Raw genomic sequence first — 24,017 nt, 5'->3', positions numbered from 1 at the left:
AGTCCTGCCAGTCCCGCGAGGGCCCGGCGTTCTGGTCCTTGGAGGTGAACACCTCCACCCGGTCACCGGACTTCAGCGCGGACTCCAACGCCACCAGCTTGCCGTTGACCTTGGCACCGATGCAACGGTGACCGACCTCGGTGTGGACGGCGTAGGCGAAGTCCACGGGCGTGGACTCGGCCGGCAGGTTGACCACATCACCCTTAGGCGTGAACACGAAGATCTGCTTGGCGGTGAGGTCATAGCGCAGGGAATCGAGGAACTCGTTGGGGTCCGCGGCCTCCTTCTGCCAGTCGAGCAACTGGCGCATCCACGCCATCTGGTCGACCTCATCGCGGTCACCCTTATGCGAGCCCTTGGTCTCCTTGTAGCGCCAGTGCGCGGCGACGCCGAACTCCGCGTTGTAATGCATCTCATGCGTGCGCACCTGCACCTCCAGCGGGCGACCCTGCAGGGCCATCACCGTGGTGTGCAGCGACTGGTACACGCCGAAACGCGGGGAGGAGATGTAGTCCTTGAAACGCCCCGGCAGCGCCGAGTACAGGGAGTGGACCACACCGATCGCGGCGTAGCAGTTGTGCACATTATCGACGAGGATGCGGATGCCCACCAGGTCGAAGATCTCATCGAAGTCCCGGCCCCGGACGATCATCTTCTGATAAATCGACCAATAATGCTTCGGTCGGCCCATGACCTCGGCCTCGATGTTGTTCTCCCGCAGCGCGGAGGTCACCTGGGTAACGATCTCCTTGAGCGCGCGGTCCCGGGACGGCGCCCGATCGGCCACCAGACGAACGATCTCGTCGTACTTCTTCGGATAGAGGATGGCGAAGGACAGATCCTCCAGCTCCCACTTCACGCTCGCCATCCCCAGGCGGTGCGCCAACGGGGCGATGACTTCCAGGGTCTGGCGCGCCTTCTTCGCCTGCTTCTCCGGCGGCAGGAAACGCATCGTGCGCATGTTGTGCAGGCGGTCGGCCACCTTGATCACCAGCACGCGCGGATCCTGCGCCATGGCCACGATCATCTTGCGGATGGTCTCCGCCTCCGCGGCCGCCCCGAGCGCCACCTTGTCCAGCTTGGTCACACCGTCGACCAGACGGGCGACCTCCGCACCGAAATCATCAGTGAGCTGCTCCAGCGAGTAGTCGGTGTCCTCCACCGTGTCGTGCAGCAGCGCGGCGACCAGGGTGGTGGTGTCCATGCCGATCTCCGCGGCGATCGTCGCCACGGCCAGCGGGTGAGTGATATACGGGTCCCCCGACTTGCGGAACACCCCCTCGTGCAGCTGCTCAGCGAGATCATAGGCGCGCGACAGCACCTCCGCGTCCGCCCGTGGGTGGAACTGGCGGTGGATCGACAGCAACGGGTCCAACACCGGGTTCGTCTTCGCTCGGGTACCCGTCAGCGAACGGGCCAGACGGGCCGACATACCGCGCACGCCGACCGTGGAACGCGGCTTGTTGCGGTCGGTCATTCGTTGATCACCACCAGCGGCAGATCCGCCAGGCGTTCCCGCCCGCCGAGCTCCGGCACCTCCAGGACCACCACATTGCCCGTGACCTCCGCCCCGCAGTGCTCGATGAGCTTGCGAGCGGCGACGAGGGTGCCTCCGGTGGCCAGCACGTCGTCGACAAGCACGACCTTGACGCCCTCCAGGTTCTGCCCGTCCTCCGGGACCTCCAGCGCGGCCGAGCCGTACTCCAGGGCATATTCCTCGGTGACCACCGGCGGGGGCAGCTTGCCCTTCTTGCGGATCGCCAGGATGCCCAGGCCCAGCTTGTAGGCCACGGCCGAGCCGAGAAGGAAGCCGCGGGCATCGAGCCCGCCGATCATCTGGGCGTCGAGGCGCACGCAGGCCTCGGCCAACTCGTCCACGACGATCTGGAAGGCATCCGCATCAGCGAGCACCGGAGTGAGATCCTCGAACAGGACCCCCTCTTCCGGCCAATCCTGCACGTAACGGATCTTGGCGGCGAGCGCGTCGCGGGCGCTTGGGTACTTATTCATCTACTGTTGCCTCCGCTGCGTCATCCAGCCATCGGTCCATGTTCCAGCCGATCCCGGCCAGGCCTGTGTACACCACTACGTTACCCACTGTGCGGTCGATCACGAATCGGCGGGGTTGGGCCGCCAGGGGAATGCTCGGCACGTCCTGCCACAGCTCCTCCTCGCGGGCCCGCAGGTAGGCGAGCTCGGTGCTGCGCGCGGCGGCCGCACCATACTCCGCCATCGGGTCGATCGCCATGAGCACGGCGTCGAGCGGCCCCTCGTGGTAGACCTGCTCACCCCACTGGCCGGTCGTCAGGCGGGTGACATCAGCCAGCGTCTGCCCCTGCTCAGAGGCATCGAGCACCGTGATCCCGGCCGGCTCGCAGGAGACACGGATGGCCTCCACCATCGCCGCCTTGCGCTCGTCCGGGCCCTGGTAGCCAATACGCACCGTCATCCCGGCCATGGCCTGCGCCTTGCCCATGTCCACGCCCCGATGCTGTTCGGATACATCCGACAGCTGCGCTGCCAGCGGATCGTTGTGCGGCAAGGTATGCAGGGTGGTGGCGGGTACTTCCACTCCAGAGATGCTTGTCGACGCCGCCGCCACCGCCTCCTGGTCCACACACGCGGCAAACGCCTCCCGCGCCCAGGGCCCGGGGAAAGCGCCGGCATCACCGAGCATGAGCGTGTCGGTGAGATCCCCGACCTGCTCGACAATATCCATGGTGTTCGTCGGGTCATTCCGGTCGACCCAACTCACCTGCCCGCTGCGCACATCGGCGATGCGCAGCGCACCCTCGGCGGCCAGGTGCTGCGCATCGGCACCCCGCGGCCACACGACGATGGTGTCAAGATTCGGCTGGTCACCGTAGTAGTGCTCGTTGGGGGCCAGCACCACCTCACCGGACTCCCCCACCGATTCAATGACGAAGGGCCCCGCGCTCACGTGCAGCTGCGGGTCGAAGGCGTCCAGATTGAAACCTTCACGCCAGATCGGGGCGACCTCCCCGAGGGTGACCATGTCATCGACCTGCAGGGCGGTGTTGAGCTCCGCCTCGCTGAGGCCCGCCCGCTCCGCGATGGCATGCGAGGGCAGCACGGTGCCGGGGCCGAAAAGATGCCGCCACCGCCCACCGGCATCCTCATTGAACACGACGGTGAAGCGTTTGGAACCGGGTTGGCAATCCATCCGCAGGACCTCGTCGGTCTGCGGCAGGTGTGCCCCGAACAGCCCATCGTGCACCCCCGCCTTGTAGTGCAAAAGGAAATCCGTGCAGGTGACGGGCACGCCGTCGGAGTAGGAGGCCTCTGCGGCGAGGGTGTAGACCACCTGGCGGTTCGTCCCCGGCAAGACCTGGGTGGTCACCAGGTCGGTGTTCGGGATCATCTGCCCCGAGGGGCCCGGCACGAACACCGCCGGGTACAAGCGACCCGATAACGCCTCCGTATTAGAGGTGGCACCCACCAAGGTGGCGGCATTGGACGTCACCACTGCGGTGTCCAGGAAGTAGCCGAAGTGATCGATGCTTGCATCCCCGGCCGCCGTCGAGCCGCCATCCCCGGAGTCCGTGCACGCCGCCAGAGACAGCGTCAACGCAGCCGCGGCCAACGCGGCCACGCCCCCCTGAAACTTGCCGATCGCCACGTTGGCCGCCTTCCTGCCGTTGATCTGCTCAGTATAGGTCCCGCACGGCGTGGCCTGAACTTATCGACGCCCCGGCCGCCACGTACTGCCCACACCCGGGGTATCCGGGCCGGCGACGGTGCGCTTGGGGGCGGCGTCGGCAAGCTCAGTTCCGTCCTCCTCGGACGAGTCGCTGACCTTGCCGGCGCGGTAGTCGGCGACCTTCTGGTTGTGCTCGGCGGTGTCCTTGCGGCGGTTCATCAGGCCCACCAGGATCGGGGTGGCCAGGAAGATCGAGGAGAAGATGCCCTCGACCACGCCGATGAGCTGGATCAGCGCCAGATCCTTGAGAGTGCCGACACCCATCAGCCACACCGCGACGATCATCAGCGCGATGATCGGCAGGGCCGAGATCACCGACGTCGAGATGGAACGCATGACCGTCTGGTTGACCGCCAGGTTCGCCTCCTCGCCGTACGTGGAACGCCGGGAGTTGAGGTAACCGGCCGTATTCTCACGCACCTTATCGAAGACAATGACCGTGTCGTAGATGGAGAACGACAGCACCGTGAGCAGACCGATCACCGACGCCGGGGACACCTCGAACCCGAACAGGGCGTAGATGCCGGCGATGAGCACGCCGTCGACAAGCAGGGCGAGCATCGCCGCCGCCGCCATCTCCTTCTCCAGGCGGAAGGCGATATAGAGGAACGCCAGGCCCAGGAACACGGCCATCGCGATGAGCATGCGCTGCGTGATCGTCGAACCCCAGGACTCCGACACCGTCGAGTCACCGATCGCGTCCGGGGAGGGCTGACCGTCCACGTCCAGCGGCTGGTGCTCCTCATAGATCGCGGCGCGCGCATTATCGATCTGCTCGGTGGTCAGACGCTCCGAATTGATCTCCAGCGTGCGGGATTCGCCCGCACCGACGATCTGGGTCATCTCCGGGGTGATACCCGTGGCGTCGATGAAAGTCTCCTCGACCTCCTCCACCACCAGCTCACCGGCCGGCATGTTCATCTTCGTGCCGCCCTCAAAATCAATGCTGAGGTCGAAACCACGGAAACCGATCGCCGCCACCGAAATAACCAGCAACGCCGCAGTGATCCAGTACCACAGACGGGAACGGCCGATGAAGTCAATGCCGCCCTCACCGGTGTACAGACGGTTGAAAGTGCCGTTGCTCATCTACTTCTCCTCCGCAGTGACAGTGGATGCTTCTCGACGATTGCGTTCCGCCAACTCGAACACCTTGCCCATGCCGTTGACGGACGGCTTAGCGAAGAAGGGCTTACGCGCCGCCAGCAGCATCAGCGGCGCCGTGACCAGGAACGTGACCAGCAGGTCGAACACCGTGGTCAGGCCCAGCGTGAAGGCAAAGCCCTTGACCTCGCCGACCGCCAGGAAGTAAATGACCACCGCGCCGATGAGCGTGACCATGTTGCCCGTGACGATGGTGCGCTTCGCGCGCTCCCAACCGTGCTGCGCGGCGGAGCGGAAGGTCCGGCCCTCACGCACCTCGTCCTTCACGCGCTCGTAGAACACGACGAACGAGTCCGCGGTGGTACCGATACCGATGATCAGACCCGCCACGCCAGACAGGTCCAGCGAGTAGCCGATCCAACGACCCAACAGGATAAGCGAGCCGTAGACCAGCACACCCGCCGTCGCCAGGGTGATCAAGGAGATGAAACCGAAGAGGCGGTAGTAGGCGAAAACGAAGATCGCCACCATGATCATGCCGACCACACCCGCGATCAGACCCGCCTGCAGCGAAGCCACACCAAGGGAGGCGGGCACCGACTGGGCGGTGCCACCCGGCTCGCCATCCTCACCCGCGAACGACAGAGGCAGCGCACCGTAGCGCAGGTTATTCGCCAGCTCCGCAGCCGACTCCTGCGTGAAGTTACCGGTGATTGACGTCGCCGAACCAAAAGGCGTCGCCGACTGGATGACCGGCGCGGAAATCACCCGGGAGTCCAGGGTGATGGCCACCTGCTGCTGCAGGTAATCGCGCGTGAGATCGGCCCAGGTCTGGGAACCGGAGTTCGCACCATCGGTCTTGAACGCGAAGGAAATCTCCATCTGGCCCGAATCCGGGTTGAAACCACCGGTGATGGGACGCTCGGTGTCGATCTCATTACCCGTCAGGCGCCGACCATCCTCATCCGCGACACCCGAGAGCAGCGGCGCCGGATCCAGCAGATACACCTGCCCGGTGCCCGGCTCACAGGTCACCAGCGGCAGATCCGCCTCATCGGATCCCGCCAGCGGATCGGTCGGGGCGTCGCAACGCAACAGAGTGCTGGCCGCAGCCTGCACCGTCGGATCCGTCGACTGACGGTCCGTGCGTAGCTGATCCGTAATCTCCTGACGACGCTCCGTCGCCTCGATCGAGTTCGCCGGCTCCGGCAACGGCTCCGTGGTGACCTCCGGCGCCGCCACCGGATCGGTACCCTCAGGCTGCTGGCGGTTCACCGCGTCGATGACCGTGGAGATTGAATCCTCAGCCTGCTCCGCGGTGATGATCCCCAGTTCCACCCACCGGTTAGCCATGTCACCAAGGACATCACCCAGCGACGCCATGTCCGGATTCGCCGGCGTAGCCACCGGGCGGAACAGCAGCTGCGAGGTCTGACCCACCGCACGAGCCTGCGAAGTATCCTCACCCGGCACCGTAATGACGAGAGTGTTGCCGTCCGTGACCACGCTGGCACCGGAGACACCCATGCCGTTGACACGGTTCTCGAGGATGATGCGCGCCTGCGCCAACTGGTCCTGCGTCGGCTCCTGCCCCTGCGGGACCAGCGTCACACGGGTACCGCCCTGCAGATCAATACCCAGCTTGGGGCTGGCCTGCCGGTCGCCGGTGAAAAACACCAGCGCCCACACCAGGGCGACAATGAGGGCGAATAGCGCCAGGGCGCGCTTCGGCCAGGCCCTCTGGGACCCCGCCTTCTCGCGTCGGGTTGTGACGGACAATGAACTGTCTCCATCTTGTTGTGGCTCTAACTCCCACCCACCGGGCCCATCGGGACGGCAGGTGCACAAACGATCATGCTACGTCATGGGCAGCGCAAACACCGCGCGGGACCCAGCTAACAGCGGGCTGAAAACAACAGCGCCGCACCCCCACCGGGGATGCGGCTCACGCTGGGCTGCTCCCGGCCTGCTCATGCCGGGGATGTCGACTAAGTACTAGCGGTTCTCCGGGTGCTCCGGGTGCTGATTGTTCTCCGGGTATTCGGGATGCTGATAGCCCAGCTGCTCATCGGCGGCCGGGGTGGCCGGGGTGGCGCCGCCGAGGTCCTCCGGGGTGGCCTTGCGCATGATGGCGATACGGTCCATGGTGACCTGCACGCCGGGGGCGATCTCCAGGTCGACCTGGGTCTCGGTTGAGCGGACAACGGTGCCGTGGATACCGGCGACGGTGACGACACGCTCGCCGTTGCCGATGGAGGCCTGCATCGTCTGCAGCTCGTTCTGGCGACGACGCTGGCTGCGCATCATGAGGAAGGACGGCAGGATGAACACCGCGACGAGAAGGACAAGGAGAAGTGGTTCCATGGTCAGACAGTGTGCCAGATCAATATGCGGGCATACCACCCGAGACCGACGCCGGGCGGCGGATCGTACCGTGAAGCCCTCATTTCGCTAGGCGGAGACGGGTCTTCGCGGCATACTTTTCCGCGCCCTCTCTCAGAACAGGCCCAGTGCACCTTCCGGCGGTTCCAGCCCCAGGTGGCGCCAGGCACTGGCGGTGGCCACTCGCCCCCGACCGGTGCGCGCGATGAGACCGGCGCGGACGAGATAGGGTTCGCAGACCTCCTCGACGGTGCCGGGTTCCTCGCCGACGGCGATGGCCAGGGTGTTCACACCAACCGGCCCGCCACCATGACCGCGGATGAGAGCGGAGAGCACGGACCGGTCGAGCCGGTCAAGGCCGAGCTCATCGACGTCGAAAACCTCGAGCGCCCCCTGCGCGGCCTCAAGATCGATATGACCGTCTGCGTTGACCTCCGCGAAGTCCCGTACGCGTCGCAGCAGCCGGTTGGCGATACGCGGGGTACCCCGCGAGCGCGACGCAATCTCCACACCGGCATCCGGGTCCATGGTGACATCGAGGATCTTCGCCGCACGGGTGACCACCCGGGTGAGATCGGCGACGTCATAAAACTCCATCTGGGCAGTGAAACCGAAACGATCCCGCAGCGGTCCGGTGAGCATGCCGGAACGGGTCGTCGCGCCGACGAGTGTAAACGGCGGCAGCTCCAGGGGGATGGAGGTAGCACCCGGGCCCTTACCGACGATGACGTCGATCCGGAAATCCTCCATCGCCATGTACAGCATCTCTTCGGCGGGGCGGGCGATGCGGTGGATCTCATCGATGAACAACACGTCGCCCTCCATGAGGTTCGACAGCATTGCCGCGAGGTCACCGGCGCGTTCCAGTGCGGGGCCGGAGGTCATACGCAGATTGGTGTTGAGCTCCTGGGCGATGATCATCGCCATCGTCGTCTTCCCCAGCCCAGGCGGCCCGGAGAGCAACACATGGTCCGGGGTGACACCACGGTTCTTCGCGCCAGTGAGCACGAGGGACAGCTGGTCGCGGACCTTCTGCTGTCCGATGAATTCATCGAGACTCTTAGGGCGCAGGGTGGTTTCGGCCTCCTGCTCCCCCACCTTGAGCCGCATATCCACATCCCGGTCTTCCGGCAGTGCGAACTCCGTGCGCTCCATGTCACTCACAGCGACCAGCCTACTTTCGGCCCAGCTGGCTCAGTGCGGCGCGCAAGGCGGCACCGGTATCCAGCTCCGGAATATCGGCGAGCACACCCTCCACCACGGGCTGTGCGACCCGCTCGGTGAAACCGAGCCCGATGAGCGCCTCGGTGACCTGCAATGCCACCGATTCTGCCGCCGCGGGCAGCGGCACAGTATCCTCCACGGCCTGCGCCGGAGCGTAGGCTGCGACCTTGTCCTTGAGCTCCAGCACCAGTCGCTCGGCCATTCGCTTACCGACACCCGGGATACGCTGCAACGTCTTAGCATCCTCCCCCGAGATCGCCGCCGAGATCTCCCCGGCATCAAACACCGACAGGCAGGCCACCGCCAGGCGCGGGCCCAGACCGGTGACTGTCTGCAGCAGATGGAACATGCCACGGTCCTCATCAGTGGCGAAACCGTGGAGGATATGTGCGTCCTCCCGGACGGTGAGGCTGGTGAGCAGGAAGGCCTCCTCGCCCCGACGCAAAGTGGCCAGGGTGGCGGGGGTGGTTTCCACCCGGTAGCCGACTCCGGCGCACTCGATGACGGCATGGTCCAAACCGATGCCGATGACGATGCCACGAACCGATGCGATCACGGAGTACCTCCAGGTTTCAGTAGGGCGTTAGTGCGCGCCAGCAGCGGGGCACGCCAACAATGGCACACGGCCAGTGCCAGGGCGTCAGCCGCGTCAGCGGGTTGCGGCGCCTGGGACAGACCCAGAATGCGGGTGATCATCGCGGTCATCTGCTTCTTGTCCGCGCGGCCGTTGCCGGAGATCGCCTTCTTCACCTCGGACGGGGTGTACATATGCACCGGGATGCCCCGACGGGCCGCCGCCAGGACCAGCACCCCGGAGGCATGCGCGGTGTGGATGACCGTGGAGACATTACCGCGCTCAAACACCCGCTCGACGGCGACGACATCCGGGGAATAGTCATCCATCCACTCATCGACGGCCTGCGACAAGCGCAGCAACCGATCGGCCAGCTCCTCGCCCGCCGGGGTGCGCACAACTCCGACTGCTACAGGCAGGACCTCCCGCCCGCGACCGGCCTGAACGACAGAGAGACCACACCGGGTAAGACCCGGGTCGATCCCCATGACGCGCAGACCCGCAAGATTGACCACCGCCGCCACCCTTTCCGTGTGCGCCTGACACTCCCCCAAGTTATAGCACACACGTCCGAACTAGTCGTCGAGGGCGGCGATAACCTCGTCGGAGAGATCCATGTTGGTGTAGACGTCCTGCACATCATCGGAGTCCTCGAGGGCGTCGATGAGCTTGAACATCTTCTTCGCACCCTCCACATCCAGCGGCACCTGAACGGAGGCGCGGAAATCCTGCCCTGCCTCATCCACGGCGATGTCGGCGGCCTCCAGGGCTTCCTTCACAGCCGGCAGATCGGTCGGCGCGCACACGACCTCGAACTTCTCACCCAGATCGTTAACTTCTTCCGCACCGGCATCAAGCACAGCCATGAGCACGTCATCCTCGCCCAGCTCCCCCTTGTCCACCAGGACGATGCCCGTGCGTGTGAACAGGTAGGACACTGAACCCGACTCGCCGAGGTTGCCACCGTTCTTTGACATCGCGGTACGTACCTCAGTGGCCGCGCGGTTGCGGTTGTCGGTCAGACACTCGATGAGCACGGCGACACCATTAGGGCCATAGCCCTCGTAGGTGATGTTCTCCCAGTCGGAACCACCGGCTTCCTCGCCGGCGCCACGCTTGCGGGCACGCTCGATGTTGTCGTTCGGGACGGAGGCCTTCTTGGCCTTCTTGATCATGTCGTCCAGCGTCGGGTTACCGGCCGGATCGCCGCCGCCCATCCGCGCCGCAACTTCGATTGCCTTGATCGCCTTCGCCCACTCCTTGGAGCGCTTGGCGTCATTCGCGGCCTTTTTGTGCTTGGTGGTCGCCCACTTGGAATGGCCTGCCATCAAATCCCTCTCTCATCCGGGTGGGGACGGCTCGACCACGGGAACCTCACAAGCACCCGCGGGAACCAGCCTTCACCACTAGCAATAACTTGTCCGAGTATACGCGGATAGGCATCAACGCTCGGGAACCGACTGCGCGCCCTTGCGCAGCGTCCGCGTCAACCCCTCCTGCGTCACCATCGCCACCAGATTGCCCGCCCGATCGAAAATCCGGCCGTGCGTCAACGCCCGCCCCGCATGCGCCGAGGGCGAGACCTGGTCATAAAGCAACCACTCATCGGCCCGGAAAGGACGCAGGAACCACATCGCATGATCCAGGCTGGCCATCTGTACCTCGTGTCCGGGGTGTGGCACCAAGGAGGAGTGGAGCAACGTCATATCCGACATGTACGCCAGCGTGCAGATGTGGAAGGTCTGGTCATCCGGCAGAGGGCGGCGCGAACGAAACCACACCACCTGCTGGCTCGGGGTGTACTTGTTGTGCTCATATTGATCCGCTGGCACCACGTGAATGTCCCAGTCGCCCCACTCCTCCAGCAGCGCGCGCGAGGAGATCGGCAGGGTTGACTCCCCGTTGGCGATCTCCTCCGGCGTCGGCACGGTACGCATGAGGTCAGAGTGCTCCGGCCCCACATCCTCCCGGATATGAAAGCTGGCCTGCATCGAGAAGATCGTCTCCCCGTTCTGCACCGCCCGCACCTGCCGCGAGGAAAAGGAACGGCCGTCCCGGATCCGGTCAACCAGGAACACCGTCGGCAGCGCCGCCTTACCCGGCGCCACAAAGTAGCCGTGCAGGGAATGCACATCCTTGTCTCCGTCGACCGTCTCCGTCGCAGCCACCAGCGCCTGCGCAGCCACCTGGCCGCCGAAGGTGCGCAAAAGCTTCGACTCCACGGCGGGCCCGCGGTAGATATCGGTATCGATGCGTTCGAGTCCCAGGATGTCCTTGATGTCCATGTCCGGCTACTCTACCCGCCCAGAATCAACCACTCGGTTGACCGTCCGACCACTAAGATCCCGTGGAGAACCGGTAGGCTCAGGATCCATGAGCACGACGACCCGCCCCGCCACTGCCCAGGGGCTGAGCCCCGCCAAGTTCCACCGTTTCGCAGCTGCCCTGGAAATGTTTACCTGGGCCCTGTTGATTATTGGCATGATCCTCAAGTACTCCGGCACCACCGAAGCTCTCATGCCGATCGCCGGCGGTATTCACGGCTTTGGTTTCCTCACCTTCATCGCCATCACGATCCTGCTGTGGGTGAACAACCGCTGGACCTTTGCGCAGGGCATCGTCGGCATGGGCGTATCGATCATTCCTTTCGCCGCGTGGCCCTTCACCATGTGGGCTGATCGCAAGGGACTGCTCGCCGGTGACTGGCGTTTCCGCACCGAGTCCGGCGAGGAGCCTGCTTCCCTGCCGGAGAAGGTGCTGGCTCAGTTCGTGCGCCACCCGGGCCGCTCGATTGCTGTCCTGCTGGCCGTCATCGCGGTGATCTTCACCATCCTCGTCATGATGGGCCCGCCCTATGACCCGGATGCCATCGCCGGTTCCGTCAGCTAGATAGACAGCGCAGGGCCCCGACCAGTGAAGTCATGGTCGGGGCCCGTGGCGTTGGTCGAGGTGTCACAACGGTTCTTGAAGATTGTGTGAGCCCCTTTTTCACCTGGGGATTCGTGGAGCCGCTGAGAACTTCAAGAACGGTTGTGACTGGCGTCTTACCAGCCGCGCTCGGAAAGGCGGTGGGAGACCGGCAGATCGTCGACGTTGATGCCCACCATCGCCTCGCCGAGGCCCCGGGAGACCTCCGCCACCACGGAGGCATCCTGGTAGTTCTCGGTGGCGCGGACAATGGCCTTGGCGCGCTGCTCCGGGTTCCCGGACTTGAAGATCCCGGAGCCGACGAAGACACCATCGGCGCCGAGCTGCATCATCATGGCGGCATCGGCCGGGGTGGCGATGCCGCCGGCGGTCAGCAGCGGGACGGGGAGCCGGCCCTCGCGGGCAACCTCCACCACGAGCTCATAAGGAGCCTGCAGTTCCTTGGCAGCGACGTAGAGCTCGTCTGCAGCCAGGGAGGTCAGGCGGTTGATCTCAGCCCGGATGGTGCGCATGTGGGTGACGGCGTTGGAGACATCACCGGTGCCAGCCTCCCCCTTGGAGCGGATCATGGCGGCACCCTCGTTGATGCGGCGCAGGGCCTCGCCGAGGTTGGTGGCACCACAGACGAAAGGGGTCTCGAAGGCGAACTTGTCGATGTGGTTGGCGTAGTCGGCGGGGGTGAGCACCTCGGATTCGTCGATGAAGTCGACGCCGAGGAATTGCAACACCTGGGCCTCGACGAAGTGGCCGATGCGGGCCTTGGCCATGACGGGGATATCCACGGCGGCGATGATGCCGTCGATCATGTCCGGGTCGGACATGCGGGACACGCCGCCCTGGGCGCGGATATCGGCGGGGACGCGCTCCAGTGCCATGACGGCGACAGCGCCGGCCTCCTGTGCGATGACCGCCTGCTCGGGGGTGACGACATCCATGATGACGCCGCCCTTGAACTGCTCCGCCACGCCACGCTTGGCCCGACCAGTGATGTTGCTGCTCACGTAAGTACTCCTGTCAGTGAATAAAAAGTGTTGCCTCCGGAACATTAGGCTGTGCGATGTGACGCGGGCCAATTGCCCGGGCATTTCATTCGCACGGGGCTACGATGTGTCGGTGCGCTTGCTGCTTTCTTCCCCCGCTGTGTGGCTCGGCTGGGTACTCTCCCGCCTGGTCCTGGCCCGATTGCTCATCGGTTCGCCGATGCCTTTCGGCGACGTTCACTATTATCACGTGGGCTTATGGGGTACTGATCCGACGGCGATGTTGGAGTACCCGGACGCAGGTGTGTGGCCGGTGCGGCTTCTGGGGTGGATCACCACGCCGGATATCACGGCGTTTCTGGCGGGCTTCGTGGTCATGTGCGTCCTCATCGACGCAGCCTTCCTCGCCCTGGTGCTGAGATTCGGTGGGCAGCGCCGCTTCGTGGCCGGTTGGTTCTGGGTGTTTTTCGGGGTGGCAACGGGCCATGTCCTGTGGCTGCGCCTGGATCTGTTCCCGGGAATCCTCGTCGCGGCGGCCGCGGCACTTCTGCTGCGCCACCCGGCCCTCGCTTCCGCGGTGCTGGCGGGCGCCGCCGCGGTGAAACTCTGGCCTGCTGTGCTGGCGGCCGGCCTGGTCGGTGGGATGCGTCGGGTAGGTACGTGGCTCCGGGTGGGGTCCTTCTTCGCAGCGCTGGCGGTACTGGCCGGAATCACGGGGCTGACCTCCGGCCTGGACCGCCTCCTCAGCCCCCTGAGCTACCAGGGAGATCGTGGCATCCAAATCGAGTCGCTCGCGGCTACCCCTTTCCTCATCGCGGCGCACGAGAATCCGGGGGGCTACTGGATGGGTTTTGCGGAATCGAGAAGCTTCGAGATCGCCGGACCAGGCACCGCCACCGCCGTCCAGGTGGCCGACTTTGCGATGATCGCTGTTCTCGTTGCGGCCTTCGGCTGGGCACTCTGGCAGCTGTTCGCCGACCGCTGGCACCCCCTCCCGGCGGTGGCGTTCATGCTCACTATGGTGCTGTTGCTCATCGTGAGCAACAAGGTCTTTTCCCCGCAGTACATCGTGTGGATCGGCCCACTGCTCGCGGTGTGTCTGACGCTCACCCGCTCGCGCCTGGTGAGCGCCATGGCCATCCTCACGGTCTTCGCCGCCGCACTAGGGCTATATGTCTTCCCCTACAACTATGACCCGCTGTGGCAGGACCCGGTCAATGCCACCACGGTCATCGCCGCGCTGGCTCTGCGCAACGCGCTCATCGTGGTGTTGACAGGGCTGTCGGTGGCGTGGCTGCTGCAGGAGACGCGGCGCACGAGCCATCCGCGCAGCCGTCGAGCTTCGTCTTCCACTTCCAGCCCACTGACGCCGTGAGAGCTACCAGGGAAATCACCGCCAGGTAGGGCTGCGCCGGGGCCCACAGCCCCATCGCCCCGGACGTGCCCAAGACCAGCAGGATCAGCTTATTGCAGACTGGGCACGCTACCGCAAACCACACTGCGAACACGCTCACTGACATCACCCAGCTGCGCTCCGGTTTATCTGTGACCACCGGTTCCACCGGCTGACCGATGGAGAACCACGCGCCGGTGAGCAAGGCCGTCGCGCCGAGCACCGGGTACTCCCACCAGCGCACCGGCACTTCCCGGCCGAAGAGTGGGTTCGGGATGATGTCAGACGGGATACCGATGAGCAGCACCGTCCCCAGGGCCGCGAGCAACCCAGGAAGCAGAAGGATACGACGTCCGCGCCAGGTGATCATGCCGACCATTATGGCCGGTGTTCGTAGAACACAGGCAACGGGGCAGTCCCGCCCAGGTGAAACGCGCGGACCAAGGGGCGCAGGCGCAGCGCCCGGGTATCGGCAACCGCGTCGTTGTAAAAGCGGTGGGCCAACCGGACGCGTACCTCGGCGTCAATGAGCTGCGACGGCTTCTCCACGCCTCGCAGGCTCTCCGCGAGAGCCAACTCAGCGGCGCTGCGCGCGGCTAGGTCCCCGCGGACCAGGGGTGTGTTCTCGGCCGACTCGGCCAGAGCCCGCGCCTCGGGCACCAGCGCGGCGACCACCGCGGCCTGCCGGTCCAGCGCAGCCTGCAGGGCGGCCAGCGCAGCGTCAGTGCGAATGTGCAGGCGGTTGAGCCTTTGGGCAGTAAAATACGCCCACGCCACCACGGCGGTGAGCAGCACAGCCAGCAGAGTCCAGAAGATCATCGGCCAACCCCCACGGTCGTACCGTCCACCACCGTCTCATAGACGGTCTCCACATCGGCGGCCACCGTGTCCCAATCAAAGCGCCGGGCACGCCGCTCCCCCGCGGTGATGAGGCGGGAGCGGAGGGAAGGGTCGTCGATAAGCAAGCGTAGCCGGTCTGCCAGATCGGATGCGGAGCCGGTCCGGAACAATAGCGCGGCGTCGTCGGCGACGGTGGCGAAGGCCTCTAAGTCGCTGGCCACGACCGCGCAACCCGCGGCCATGGCCTCGACGAGGACGATGCCGAAGCTTTCGCCGCCGGTGTTGGGGGCGACGTAGATGTCGGCCCGGCCGAGGATCTTTGCCTTCACCTCATCGCTGACCCGGCCGACGAAATCCACGCCCGGCACCTCACGTTCGCGGCCCCCGCCGATGACGGTGACGCGCACCTCACGGTCAAGCAGGTCCAGGGCGCGGAGGAGGATGTCCAGGCCCTTGCGGGGCTCGTCGAGACGCCCCAGAAACACGACCTCCGGGATATCCCCCGGGGCGCGGCGCGCGGCGGCATAGCGGGACGTGTCCACCCCGTTGGGGATGAGCACCGGATCCCCGCCGAGCTGCTCCACCTGCCACCGCCGGGCCATCTCGGACACGGCGATGCCGCCGCGGATCTTCTCCAGGGCCGGGCGCAGGAGGGGCCGGGCTAATTGGAGCATGACGGAACCCGAACTGGAAGCGTGATAAGTCGCCACGATGGGGCCGGTCGCCATCCACAGCGCGGCCATGGAGTAGCTGGGCGAGTTGGGCTCGTGGATATGCAGCACATCGAAACGCCCCCGGCTGATGAAGTCACGCACCTTGGTACGCACGCCCGGGCCGAAGCTCAGCCGCGCGACGGAACCGTTGTAGCGGATGGGTACGCTGCGCCCGCCACGGGTGACAAACTCAGGCAGCTTGGTGTCCGGCGACGCCGGGCCAAGCACCTCGACGTGGTGCCCGCGGGCTCGCAGAACTTCGGATATATCAAGGATGTGGGCTTGAACTCCGCCGGGCTCGTCGAAGGAATACGGGCAGATGACGCCAATCCTCATGGGCGCCGCCGATCGGCCGGCCACTGCGGCTGCAGCATGTGCCAATCCTGCGGGTGGCGGGCGATATTCGCGGCGAAACCATCGGCGATGCGCTGGGTGGTGGCCTCCACGCTGTCCACCACCAGCGGCGCGGAGACACTCAGCCCCCACGCGTCATCGTCGAACCACGAGTGCACGACGTGCAACGCCGCACCGGTGTCCAGGGCCAACTGCGCCGGCCCCCGCGGGAAAGTCGTCTCCTCACCGAAGAAGTCGACCGCCACGCCCGTGCCGCGCATATCGCGCTCCCCCATCAGTGCCACAACGCCACCTCCGGCGAGCACCTCGCTCAGCCGCCCATAAGGAGGATTCCCGCCGGTCAGGGGCAGCACCTCGAAGCCGAGGGATTCGCGGAAATCCACGAAGGCCCGGAACAGTACCTCCGGTTTTAGCCTTTCGGCGACGGTGGTGAAAGTGCCGCGGGTACGGGTCAGATACAACCCCGCCATGTCCCAGTTGCCGGAGTGCGGGAGTGTGAGGATCACGCCTTTCCCCGCCGCCCGGGAGGCGTCGAGGTGGCTGAGGCCGGTGACGTGGGCGTCGAGAAGCGGGACATCCACCAGGGCAGGCAGCCGAAAAGCCTCCCGCCAGTAGCGGGCATAGGAACGCATCGAGGCGCGCACCAGCTCGCGCGTGACATTCTCCGCGCCGACAACACGCGTTAAGTTGCGGCGCAACATTTCCATGCCGCGGCCGCCATCGCAGGCGTAGTCGGCCGCCGCGTTAAAGAGCTGCTCGGCAACCTTCTCCGGCAGATACCGCACCACCTTCCACCCGGCCAGGTAACCCACGGCCACGGGATCGATGCTCATCGCGGTTCAACCCCCGCCGGCGGCGCGATATGTTCCAGGGCCTGCGGGTTGCGGGAGGCGGTGTACAGGCGCTGGATGACTGTCCACACGGAACCGGCGGCCAGGACCCAGATCGCCACGTCGATGGCATAAGGCACGCCCAGGCCCTGCAGCCCCACGCCCACCAGGCCGAGGATGAGGCGCTCGGGGCGTTCGATGAGGCCGCCGAGGATGGTGAAACCACTCGCCTCACCGCGTGCCTTGACATAGGAGATGACCTGGGAGGAGACCAGAACCACCAGGGAGGCCACGACCAGCGCCGGGTGGGCGTCATAGGAGAAGATGAGCCACCAGGTGATCGCGGCGAAGAGTGCACCGTCGGTGATGCGGTCACACGTGGCATCCAGGGTGGCGCCGAAACGGGTACCGCCGCCGCGCAGCCGCGCCATGGTGCCGTCGACGAGATCGAAGGCGGCGAACAGCCCCGAGGCCACCGCCGCGGTGAACAGGTAACCCTGCGGGATGAGCACCACCGCGATCGCGCATGTGATGACAGCCCCGATGACGGTCACCGCGTTCGGACTCAGGCCCAGGCGCAGCAAACCCCGCGCCACCGGCTCGACGACCACCGACGCGGGACGACGTCCCCGGGTGCTAAGCACTCTCGACCTCCTGCCACGCTTCGGCGAGCAGCGCGCGGGTATCCCGTAGCAACTGCGGGAGTACCTTGGTGCCGTCGAGGATCGTCATGAAGTTCGCGTCCCCCGCCCAGCGCGGGACAATGTGCATGTGGATGTGGTTGCCCACCGACCCACCCGAGGCCTTACCCAGGTTGAAGCCGACGTTGATGCCCTCCGGGTTGGACAACTTCTTCAACACCTTCACCGCGGTGGTGACAAAGCTCATGAGCTCGCTCATCTCCGCAGGGGTGAGATCCTCCAGGTCGGCGGTCTGGCGGTACGGGATGACCATCATGTGGCCGGCGTTGTACGGGTACAGGTTGAGGATCGTGTACACCAGCTCGCCGCGGGCGACGATGAGCGCCTCCTCATCCGAGAGCTTCGGTGCCTCGACGAAAGGGTCGGCGGGCTTGTCGGAGGTGGCCGGACGGTTTGTGATGTAGCCCATCCGGTAGGGAGCCCACAGGCGGGTGAGGGAGTCCTCCTCCCCCACCCCTGTGTCAGTCCAGGTCCCGGGGTTATCCGCGGCGGGCTGCAAGGGCTTCCTCGCTCGGCTGCTCATTGATGCGGTCGGTGACCCAGGCGTCGATAAGCTCGATCGCCTCGGCGACCGGGACACCGTTGATCTGCGTGCCGTCAAGGAAACGGAAGCTCACAGCGTCGGCCTCGACATCGCGGGCACCTGCCAGCAGCATGAACGGGATCTTGCCGGTGGTGTGGTTGCGGATCTTCTTCTGCATGCGATCATCCGAGGTGTCCACCTCCGCGCGGATGCCGCGGCGACGCAGCTGCGCGGTGATGGCCTCCAGGTGCGGCGCGAAATCATCGGCGACGGGAATGCCCATGACCTGGTGCGGGGCCAGCCACACCGGGAACGCACCGGCGTAGTGCTCCAGCAGCACGCCGAAGAAACGCTCGATGGAGCCGAACAGCGCGCGGTGGATCATGATTGGGCGCTTCTTGGTGCCGTCGGAGGCGGTGTACTCGAGGTCGAATCGCTCCGGCAGGTTAAAGTCCAGCTGCACGGTCGACATCTGCCAGGTGCGGCCGATGGCGTCACGCGCCTGGACCGAGATCTTCGGACCGTAGAATGCCGCGCCCTCGGGATCCGGGACGAGCGAGAGGCCGGACTTGTCGGCGACGCGCGCCAGGATTTCGGTGGAACGCTCCCAGATCTCATCCGAACCGACGGACTTCTCCGGATCCCGGGTGGACAGCTCGAGGTAGAAATCATCCAGGCCATAGTCCTGCAGCAGGGAAATGATGAAGTCGAGGACCGTGGTCAGCTCCGCCTCGAGCTGGTCTTCGGTGCAGTAAATGTGCGCGTCGTCCTGCGTAAAGCCGCGGGCACGGGTCAGGCCGTGGATGACACCGGACTTCTCGTAGCGGTAGACCGTACCGAACTCGAAAAGTCGCAGCGGCAGCTCACGGTAGGAACGACCCCGCGAGGCGAAGATGAGGTTGTGCATCGGGCAGTTCATCGGCTTGGCGTAGTAATCCTGCGCCGGCTTGGTGACATTACCCTCCTCATCCTTTTCGCCGTCCAGCTGCATCGGGGGGAACATGCCGTCGGCGTAGAAATCCAAGTGGCCGGACTTCTGGAACAGGTCACCCTTGGTGATGTGCGGGGTGTTGACGAAGGAGTAGCCCCCCTGGATATGGCGGCGTCGGGAATGCTCCTCCATCTCCAGGCGGATGATGCCGCCGTTAGGGTGGAACACTGGGAAACCGGAGCCGATCTCATCGGGGAAGGAGAACAGGTCCAGTTCAGAACCCAGGCGACGGTGGTCACGCTTCTCCGCCTCGGCGAGCATGTGCTCGTAGGCCTCGAGGGATTCCTTGTCCTCCCAGGCGGTTCCGTAGATGCGCTGCAGGCCGGCGTTGGCCTGGTCGCCGCGCCAATAGGCGGCGGAGGAGCGGGTCAGCGAAAACGCCGGGATGTAGCGGGTGGTGGGCACGTGCGGGCCGCGGCACATGTCCGACCACTCGACCTCGCCGGTGCGCGGATTGATGTTGTCGTAGGCGGTCAGCGCGCCGGCGCCGATCTCCGTGGCTTCATCGGAATCCGGGTCGATGTTGCCCTTGTCGGCGACCAGTTCCAGCTTGAAGGGCTCGTTAGCCAGCTCCTCGGCGGCGGCCTCGGTGGAGTCGTAGGTGCGGCGCTCGAACTTCTGACCCGACTTGATGATCTTCTTCATCCGCTTCTCAATGGCCTTGAGGTCCTCCGGGGTGAAGGGCTCAGCGACCTGGAAGTCGTAGTAGAAGCCGTTGTCGATGGCCGGGCCGATGCCCAGCTTCGTGCCCGGGAACTCGGCCTGCACGGCCTGTGCCAGAACGTGCGCGCAAGAGTGGCGGATGACGGAGCGACCCTCTTCGGAGCTGGCCGGGATGGGCGTGAACTCGGCGTCGGTGTCCGGGGTGTGGGAAAGGTCGCGGAGGTTGCCTTCCGCGTCCTTGACGACGACGATCGCTTCCGGGCCCTTGTTCGGCAGCTCCAGCTCCCGCATCGCAGTACCGACGGGGGTTCCGGCCGGGACCTTAAAGGACGGGAAGACGGGTGCGGTGGTGTTCACCATGGGTGTGTTGCGCTCCTTAACTTGCGCTCACGCAGACGGCGACATACCTGGCCGCTGCCTGCTTCAACGTGTCGGCCGCGGCTGTGCTCACCCCGTCAGGGAGAAAGCGCAGACGCTTCGCGCAACATACTACCCCGCCGGGGTGGCGGGTTAGGCCTCGAGGAGGCGCTGCCCCCAGTAGGCGTCGCCGTCGGAACCGTCGGCGCTTAAGCCCGGCGGCATCCAGTAGACGCCGGAGCCGATGTGGGTGATCCACTCGTTGAGGCGGTCGGCCTCGTCGAGACGCTTCTGGATGGGGTGGTACTGCTTGAGCGGGTCCTTCTGGTAGCAGATGAACACCAGGCCGGAGTTGGACAGCTGCTCGCTGCCTGGCTCGGGGGCGATGTCGTAGTTGTAGGGGCGGCGCAGCAGCCGCTGTTCCGGGTGCCCCTCGGCGGGCTTGGCGCGGAACATGTGGCTCTGGCGGTCGATGACGGGCAGGCCGAACTTGTCGGTGGCCTCGAAATCGGGTTCGTCGAACTCGTCTTCACCGGTCAGGGGTGCGCCGTTAGCGAGGGTGCGGCCCAGTGATTCCTCGCGGGAGGGCCGGTCCAGCATTTCCCAGGTGTCCATGTTCATGTTGATGCGGCGCACGACCATGGTCGTCGAGCCCTGCATCCAGGCGGGGGCGTCGTCACCGATCCACACCTGCTCGTCGAAGTCCTCGTCCTCGCGGGGGTTGACGGTTCCGTCGACCTGGCCGAAGAGGTTACGCGGGGTCTCGCCCGGGGTATGGGCGCCGTCGGCACGCAAGAATCCCTGCTGCATCCAGTGGACACGCGCGTAGTCCATGCCCGATCGCACGAGGTGGCGCGTGGCGTGGGAGAGCATGGTGGGGTCATCGGAGCAGACCTGGATCACCAGGTCGGTCTGCCCCCACCTGTCTTCGAGTTCGTCAAGATTGTAGCCAGGCAGCGGGGCCAGCCATTCCGGCCGCTTATCGACGCCACCGATCACCTCAAACACCCGCGGCCCAAATCCGCAGGTGATGGTGAGGTTCGCGGGGGCGACCACGAGCTCCGGTTCCAGGCTGCCCAGGGGTGTCTCACCGGTACACAGGCGGCGCGAGTCCTCCGACCAGGAGGTCATGAGACGCTGCACCGCCCCCCGGTCAACCCCGTCGACGAAGTTGAAGCCGATGAGGTTGAGGTTGGCCTGCGCAGGTGTGGCGATACCCGCCTGATGGACCCCGTCGAAGGGCACGATGGCGTCGTACAGCCGAGGGGTGTCCCCCACCGGGTCCGAAGCCTCCTGCTGTGCCATGGGGTTTCCGTCCTGATCGGAGCACGCCACGAGGGCGGCGCCACCGGCGGTCACCGTGAGTCCGGTGAGAAATCCACGACGAGTCAACGAGGACATGGGGGTTACGTCACTTCCTAACTATGGGGGGTGTTTCTTAGTGGGACATCTCCGAGGACTCCTCATCCTCGGTCTGGCCCATCTGGTGGCCCTGGAGGGAGCCGTCGGCGCCGTAGCTTTCCTCACCGGAGGCGATGGTGCGGACCGGCAGGTCAGCGATCTCCTGGGTGGAGCCGTCACCGAACTCGACGGTGATGGTGATGGTGTCACCGGCCTCGATCGGCTCGGTGTAATCCATGAGCATCATGTGGTCACCGCCCGGCTTGAGCTCGTGCTCGCCGCCGGCGGGGATGACGAAGCCGCCGGGCTTCATCTGCATGACACCGTCGACGACCTCATGGAGCTCATAGGTCGGGACATCCAGGTTGGACGTGAAGCCAACGATGTTGATGTCACGGTCGCTGTTGTTGGCGAAAATACCGAAGATGCCGGTCATCTCCTTCTCGGCGGGCTTGGCCTTGACGAAGCCCTCGGTGAAGGTGACCCACTCGGCGTCTTCACCTTCGACATCAGCGGAGTCGGTGGCGGTTTCCGCAGCGGCGGAGGTCTCAGTGGCAGGGGCGCTGCCGGTGGTGGTGGCGTCGTCCACTGCGTCGGAGCAGCCGACCAGGGCGAGTGCAGAGACAGCGAGAACAGACAGTGCGATACGGCCTCGGGTGAACATTTCTACTCCTGTGTGTGGTTTCTTCCCCGGGCGATCATCATGACGATGACGCCGAGGATGGCAAGTATGCCCACTCCCGCCAGAACCCACGTGAGGGCTCCGGGCAGCGCCTCCGAGGTGCTTTCCGACGCCGCGTTATCTTCCACGTCCGGGGTGGTTTCGGAAGGGGTCGTTTCCTCCCGCTCGCCGGCCACCGTGAAGGTGGTCATGCCGCGGGTGGAGTGGCCATCTGAGGACGTGATCTGGAAGCCGATGCGGTAGTCGCCGGCTCCCGGGTCCACGTCCGCGGGGACCTCGATGCTCACCATGCGACCGTCGATGGTCGGTGGGCCGGAGAAGAGGATCTCCCCGGATTCGATGTCCGAGATGGCGAAGGTGTTGAAGTCCTCTTTGACGAAACCGGAGAACTCCAGCTCGATGACGTCGGGGAACTCCTGGACAATCTCCTCATTAGCCGGGTTCCCGCCGATAACCACGTCATGGACGAGGGCGACCGGAGCCGTCAGAACCATCGCGCCAGCCGTGAGGGCGGCGGCGCTGAAGTTCCGGAGTGTCCGGCGCTGGGGCGGCAATGTCACGGGGAGATTCACCTTCGTTTCTTCCTGGGGGTTTGTCAGGGGCATACGATACCCGCACCGTGCGGGCATCAATAGAGCTGTCGCTGTGTCGGCGAACATAGTTCCCGGGTGTGGTGGCTGCTCCCGCATTTTGATTCATTTCCACAGAACGCTGTTGCATCACCCAGCACCCAGGCCAGCGGCTTCATTCCCTACCAGCCAGAACTGTGATCCGGAACACTTCGTACCATCTTCCGGTGGATACCTATACCCTACGCGGGTATGACTTGGGCCCCAACCATCCGACGTACGCCAGCCCTTGACGCACGTGCATAAGGGCCATACTTATGCATGGCCGATATGCACCAACGCAGTAAAACCGGGCAGCGAGCATGCGAAAGCCCCGGCCGACACTTCGTCGACCGGGGCTTAAGATGTGGTGGTCCTAGCTGGGTTCGAACCAGCGACCTTTCCGGTGTGAACGGAACGCTCTTCCACTGAGCCATAGGACCTTATGCGTTTAGAAACCTTACACACACGCCCCGCACAGCACCTAATCCGCAGGTCACGGCCAACTCAGTCGCCCCGCAACCACCCAAATGACAACGACGTAATTCCCCCACCTCCCGGCGCCCGGCATTTCTGCCCTCACCTGGCGATTTGTGTATTGAACGTCGTTGAGGATAAAGTTTTGACTCGCACCACGGCGAACGCCACGGTGCATGCGGATGTAGCGCAGTTGGTAGCGCATCACCTTGCCAAGGTGAGGGTCGCGAGTTCGAGTCTCGTCATCCGCTCTCATTTCACCGGGCCAATCGGTATGAAATGAACCCGCGCGATTAGCTCAGCGGGAGAGCGCTTCCCTGACACGGAAGAGGTCACTGGTTCAATCCCAGTATCGCGCACAGAGACCCACAAGGTCTCGTTTGCGGATGTAGCGCAGTTGGTAGCGCATCACCTTGCCAAGGTGAGGGTCGCGAGTTCGAGTCTCGTCATCCGCTCTGGTACCTTGCTCACCAAGGTGCCTACGAGGCGGTAACGCCACGGTGGAATGGCCGAGTGGTGAGGCAACGGTCTGCAAAACCGTGCACACGGGTTCGATTCCCGTTTCCACCTC

At 65.1% G+C, this 24,017-nt stretch carries 24 protein-coding genes and 5 tRNA genes; 6 read left to right on the top strand and 23 right to left on the bottom strand.

Going from position 1 to position 24,017, the window contains the following annotated elements; translation table 11 throughout:
- The 11 genes from Q4G50_RS11650 to Q4G50_RS11600 form a co-directional block, all read right to left on the bottom strand.
- The coding region (locus Q4G50_RS11650; RefSeq protein ID WP_303377818.1) for a bifunctional (p)ppGpp synthetase/guanosine-3',5'-bis(diphosphate) 3'-pyrophosphohydrolase at positions 1-1,477 on the bottom strand (1,477 nt) is incomplete at its 3' end.
- The gene (locus Q4G50_RS11645) at positions 1,474-2,010 is read right to left on the bottom strand and encodes an adenine phosphoribosyltransferase (protein ID WP_303377817.1); all 537 of its coding nucleotides are present in this window, start codon (positions 2,008-2,010) and stop codon (positions 1,474-1,476) included. The genes Q4G50_RS11650 and Q4G50_RS11645, both read right to left, overlap by 4 nt.
- On the bottom strand, positions 2,003-3,640 hold the full coding sequence (locus Q4G50_RS11640; RefSeq protein WP_303377816.1) for an ABC transporter substrate-binding protein: 1,638 nt from the start codon (positions 3,638-3,640) through the stop codon (positions 2,003-2,005). The genes Q4G50_RS11645 and Q4G50_RS11640 overlap by 8 nt, the downstream gene beginning before the upstream one ends.
- A 60-nt stretch (positions 3,641-3,700) precedes the next feature.
- Positions 3,701-4,810 carry a protein translocase subunit SecF gene (secF, locus tag Q4G50_RS11635; protein WP_303377815.1) on the bottom strand — a complete coding sequence of 370 codons (1,110 nt, stop codon included), beginning with the start codon at positions 4,808-4,810 and terminating at the stop codon, positions 3,701-3,703.
- On the bottom strand, positions 4,811-6,604 hold the full coding sequence (gene secD, locus Q4G50_RS11630) for a protein translocase subunit SecD (protein WP_303377814.1): 1,794 nt from the start codon (positions 6,602-6,604) through the stop codon (positions 4,811-4,813).
- A gap of 216 nt (positions 6,605-6,820) precedes the next feature.
- On the bottom strand, positions 6,821-7,189 hold the full coding sequence (gene yajC / locus Q4G50_RS11625) for a preprotein translocase subunit YajC (RefSeq protein WP_303377813.1): 369 nt from the start codon (positions 7,187-7,189) through the stop codon (positions 6,821-6,823).
- Positions 7,190-7,321: 132 nt separating this feature from the next.
- Entirely contained in the window at positions 7,322-8,371 is a 1,050-nt protein-coding gene (ruvB, locus tag Q4G50_RS11620; RefSeq protein WP_303377812.1) for a Holliday junction branch migration DNA helicase RuvB, read from the bottom strand.
- Positions 8,372-8,381: 10 nt separating this feature from the next.
- Positions 8,382-8,987: a Holliday junction branch migration protein RuvA gene (ruvA, locus tag Q4G50_RS11615; RefSeq protein WP_303377811.1), complete on the bottom strand. Its 606-nt coding sequence runs from the start codon at positions 8,985-8,987 to the stop codon at positions 8,382-8,384.
- Complete coding sequence (ruvC, locus tag Q4G50_RS11610; protein ID WP_303377821.1) at positions 8,984-9,493, bottom strand: crossover junction endodeoxyribonuclease RuvC; 510 nt, start codon at positions 9,491-9,493, stop codon at positions 8,984-8,986. The genes ruvA and ruvC overlap by 4 nt, the downstream gene beginning before the upstream one ends.
- 87 nt (positions 9,494-9,580) lie before the next feature.
- The gene (locus tag Q4G50_RS11605) at positions 9,581-10,333 is read right to left on the bottom strand and encodes a YebC/PmpR family DNA-binding transcriptional regulator (protein ID WP_303377810.1); all 753 of its coding nucleotides are present in this window, start codon (positions 10,331-10,333) and stop codon (positions 9,581-9,583) included.
- A gap of 114 nt (positions 10,334-10,447) precedes the next feature.
- Positions 10,448-11,290, bottom strand: coding sequence for an acyl-CoA thioesterase II (locus tag Q4G50_RS11600; RefSeq protein WP_303377809.1), 843 nt, complete (start codon positions 11,288-11,290; stop codon positions 10,448-10,450).
- 124 nt (positions 11,291-11,414) lie between these two features.
- Here Q4G50_RS11600 and Q4G50_RS11595 point away from each other — a divergent pair, with 124 nt between their 5' ends.
- A complete protein-coding gene (locus Q4G50_RS11595) occupies positions 11,415-11,894 on the top strand; it encodes a DUF3817 domain-containing protein (protein ID WP_303377820.1) in 480 nt (159 codons plus the stop codon).
- A 155-nt stretch (positions 11,895-12,049) separates the two neighbouring features.
- Here Q4G50_RS11595 and pdxS read toward each other — a convergent pair whose 3' ends face one another.
- Positions 12,050-12,979: a pyridoxal 5'-phosphate synthase lyase subunit PdxS gene (gene pdxS / locus Q4G50_RS11590; RefSeq protein ID WP_303377808.1), complete on the bottom strand. Its 930-nt coding sequence runs from the start codon at positions 12,977-12,979 to the stop codon at positions 12,050-12,052.
- 67 nt (positions 12,980-13,046) lie between these two features.
- On the opposite strand from pdxS, the gene Q4G50_RS11585 reads away from it, so the two are divergent.
- Positions 13,047-14,288: a DUF2029 domain-containing protein gene (locus tag Q4G50_RS11585; protein WP_303377807.1), complete on the top strand. Its 1,242-nt coding sequence runs from the start codon at positions 13,047-13,049 to the stop codon at positions 14,286-14,288.
- Here the strand turns inward: Q4G50_RS11585 and Q4G50_RS11580 are convergent.
- The 11 genes from Q4G50_RS11580 to Q4G50_RS11530 all read right to left on the bottom strand — a co-directional run bounded on the left by Q4G50_RS11580 (position 14,173) and on the right by Q4G50_RS11530 (position 23,412).
- Positions 14,173-14,676, bottom strand: coding sequence for a hypothetical protein (locus Q4G50_RS11580; protein WP_303377806.1), 504 nt, complete (start codon positions 14,674-14,676; stop codon positions 14,173-14,175). The genes Q4G50_RS11585 and Q4G50_RS11580 overlap by 116 nt on opposite strands.
- An 8-nt stretch (positions 14,677-14,684) precedes the next feature.
- Positions 14,685-15,125, bottom strand: coding sequence for a hypothetical protein (locus tag Q4G50_RS11575; RefSeq protein WP_303377805.1), 441 nt, complete (start codon positions 15,123-15,125; stop codon positions 14,685-14,687).
- Positions 15,122-16,195, bottom strand: coding sequence for a glycosyltransferase family 4 protein (locus Q4G50_RS11570; RefSeq protein WP_303377804.1), 1,074 nt, complete (start codon positions 16,193-16,195; stop codon positions 15,122-15,124). Before Q4G50_RS11570 ends, Q4G50_RS11575 begins: the two co-directional genes overlap by 4 nt.
- A complete protein-coding gene (locus Q4G50_RS11565; protein WP_303377803.1) occupies positions 16,192-17,046 on the bottom strand; it encodes a phosphatidylinositol mannoside acyltransferase in 855 nt (284 codons plus the stop codon). Before Q4G50_RS11565 ends, Q4G50_RS11570 begins: the two co-directional genes overlap by 4 nt.
- The gene (gene pgsA / locus Q4G50_RS11560) at positions 17,043-17,687 is read right to left on the bottom strand and encodes a phosphatidylinositol phosphate synthase (protein ID WP_303377802.1); all 645 of its coding nucleotides are present in this window, start codon (positions 17,685-17,687) and stop codon (positions 17,043-17,045) included. The genes Q4G50_RS11565 and pgsA overlap by 4 nt, the downstream gene beginning before the upstream one ends.
- Positions 17,680-18,243 (bottom strand): HIT domain-containing protein, encoded by a 564-nt coding sequence (locus Q4G50_RS11555; RefSeq protein WP_303377801.1) that lies wholly within the window; start codon positions 18,241-18,243, stop codon positions 17,680-17,682. Before Q4G50_RS11555 ends, pgsA begins: the two co-directional genes overlap by 8 nt.
- Entirely contained in the window at positions 18,224-20,281 is a 2,058-nt protein-coding gene (thrS, locus tag Q4G50_RS11550; RefSeq protein WP_303377800.1) for a threonine--tRNA ligase, read from the bottom strand. Before thrS ends, Q4G50_RS11555 begins: the two co-directional genes overlap by 20 nt.
- Before the next feature lie 150 nt (positions 20,282-20,431).
- Positions 20,432-21,679: a Dyp-type peroxidase gene (locus Q4G50_RS11545; RefSeq protein WP_303377799.1), complete on the bottom strand. Its 1,248-nt coding sequence runs from the start codon at positions 21,677-21,679 to the stop codon at positions 20,432-20,434.
- 37 nt (positions 21,680-21,716) lie between these two features.
- Entirely contained in the window at positions 21,717-22,343 is a 627-nt protein-coding gene (locus tag Q4G50_RS11540) for a copper chaperone PCu(A)C (RefSeq protein ID WP_303377798.1), read from the bottom strand.
- 2 nt (positions 22,344-22,345) lie between these two features.
- Positions 22,346-22,921 carry a copper resistance protein CopC gene (locus Q4G50_RS11535; RefSeq protein WP_368660628.1) on the bottom strand — a complete coding sequence of 192 codons (576 nt, stop codon included), beginning with the start codon at positions 22,919-22,921 and terminating at the stop codon, positions 22,346-22,348.
- A 416-nt stretch (positions 22,922-23,337) separates the two neighbouring features.
- Positions 23,338-23,412, bottom strand: a tRNA-Val gene (locus Q4G50_RS11530).
- A 212-nt stretch (positions 23,413-23,624) separates the two neighbouring features.
- Here Q4G50_RS11530 and Q4G50_RS11525 point away from each other — a divergent pair.
- The 4 genes from Q4G50_RS11525 (at position 23,625) to Q4G50_RS11510 (ending at position 24,016) form a co-directional block, all read left to right on the top strand.
- Positions 23,625-23,697 (top strand) — tRNA-Gly (locus Q4G50_RS11525).
- A 36-nt stretch (positions 23,698-23,733) separates the two neighbouring features.
- A tRNA-Val gene (locus tag Q4G50_RS11520) sits at positions 23,734-23,805 on the top strand.
- A gap of 23 nt (positions 23,806-23,828) precedes the next feature.
- Positions 23,829-23,901 (top strand) — tRNA-Gly (locus tag Q4G50_RS11515).
- Positions 23,902-23,945: 44 nt separating this feature from the next.
- Positions 23,946-24,016: transfer RNA gene (locus tag Q4G50_RS11510), tRNA-Cys, on the top strand.
- The last annotated feature ends 1 nt before the right edge of the window (position 24,017 follow it).

Source organism: Corynebacterium sp. (assembly GCF_030538285.1).
In the GTDB taxonomy this organism is placed as follows: domain Bacteria; phylum Actinomycetota; class Actinomycetes; order Mycobacteriales; family Mycobacteriaceae; genus Corynebacterium.
The sequence above is the reverse complement of the archived record's forward strand: the minus strand, read 5'-3'. Positions and strand labels throughout refer to the sequence as shown.

Excerpts from the sequence above, each read along its gene's own strand:
- Q4G50_RS11645 (WP_303377817.1), bottom strand. The coding sequence starts at position 2,010 with ATGAATAAGTACCCAAGCGCCCGCGACGCGCTCGCCGCCAAGATCCGT.
- secF (WP_303377815.1), bottom strand. The coding sequence starts at position 4,810 with ATGAGCAACGGCACTTTCAACCGTCTGTACACCGGTGAGGGCGGCATT.
- yajC (WP_303377813.1), bottom strand. The coding sequence starts at position 7,189 with ATGGAACCACTTCTCCTTGTCCTTCTCGTCGCGGTGTTCATCCTGCCG.
- ruvC (WP_303377821.1), bottom strand. The coding sequence starts at position 9,493 with ATGGGGATCGACCCGGGTCTTACCCGGTGTGGTCTCTCTGTCGTTCAG.
- Q4G50_RS11605 (WP_303377810.1), bottom strand. The coding sequence starts at position 10,333 with ATGGCAGGCCATTCCAAGTGGGCGACCACCAAGCACAAAAAGGCCGCG.
- Q4G50_RS11600 (WP_303377809.1), bottom strand. The coding sequence starts at position 11,290 with ATGGACATCAAGGACATCCTGGGACTCGAACGCATCGATACCGATATC.
- pdxS (WP_303377808.1), bottom strand. The coding sequence starts at position 12,979 with ATGTTCCGGAGGCAACACTTTTTATTCACTGACAGGAGTACTTACGTG.
- Q4G50_RS11580 (WP_303377806.1), bottom strand. The coding sequence starts at position 14,676 with ATGATCACCTGGCGCGGACGTCGTATCCTTCTGCTTCCTGGGTTGCTC.
- Q4G50_RS11575 (WP_303377805.1), bottom strand. The coding sequence starts at position 15,125 with ATGATCTTCTGGACTCTGCTGGCTGTGCTGCTCACCGCCGTGGTGGCG.
- Q4G50_RS11570 (WP_303377804.1), bottom strand. The coding sequence starts at position 16,195 with ATGAGGATTGGCGTCATCTGCCCGTATTCCTTCGACGAGCCCGGCGGA.
- Q4G50_RS11565 (WP_303377803.1), bottom strand. The coding sequence starts at position 17,046 with ATGAGCATCGATCCCGTGGCCGTGGGTTACCTGGCCGGGTGGAAGGTG.
- thrS (WP_303377800.1), bottom strand. The coding sequence starts at position 20,281 with ATGGTGAACACCACCGCACCCGTCTTCCCGTCCTTTAAGGTCCCGGCC.
- Q4G50_RS11545 (WP_303377799.1), bottom strand. The coding sequence starts at position 21,679 with ATGTCCTCGTTGACTCGTCGTGGATTTCTCACCGGACTCACGGTGACC.
- Q4G50_RS11540 (WP_303377798.1), bottom strand. The coding sequence starts at position 22,343 with ATGTTCACCCGAGGCCGTATCGCACTGTCTGTTCTCGCTGTCTCTGCA.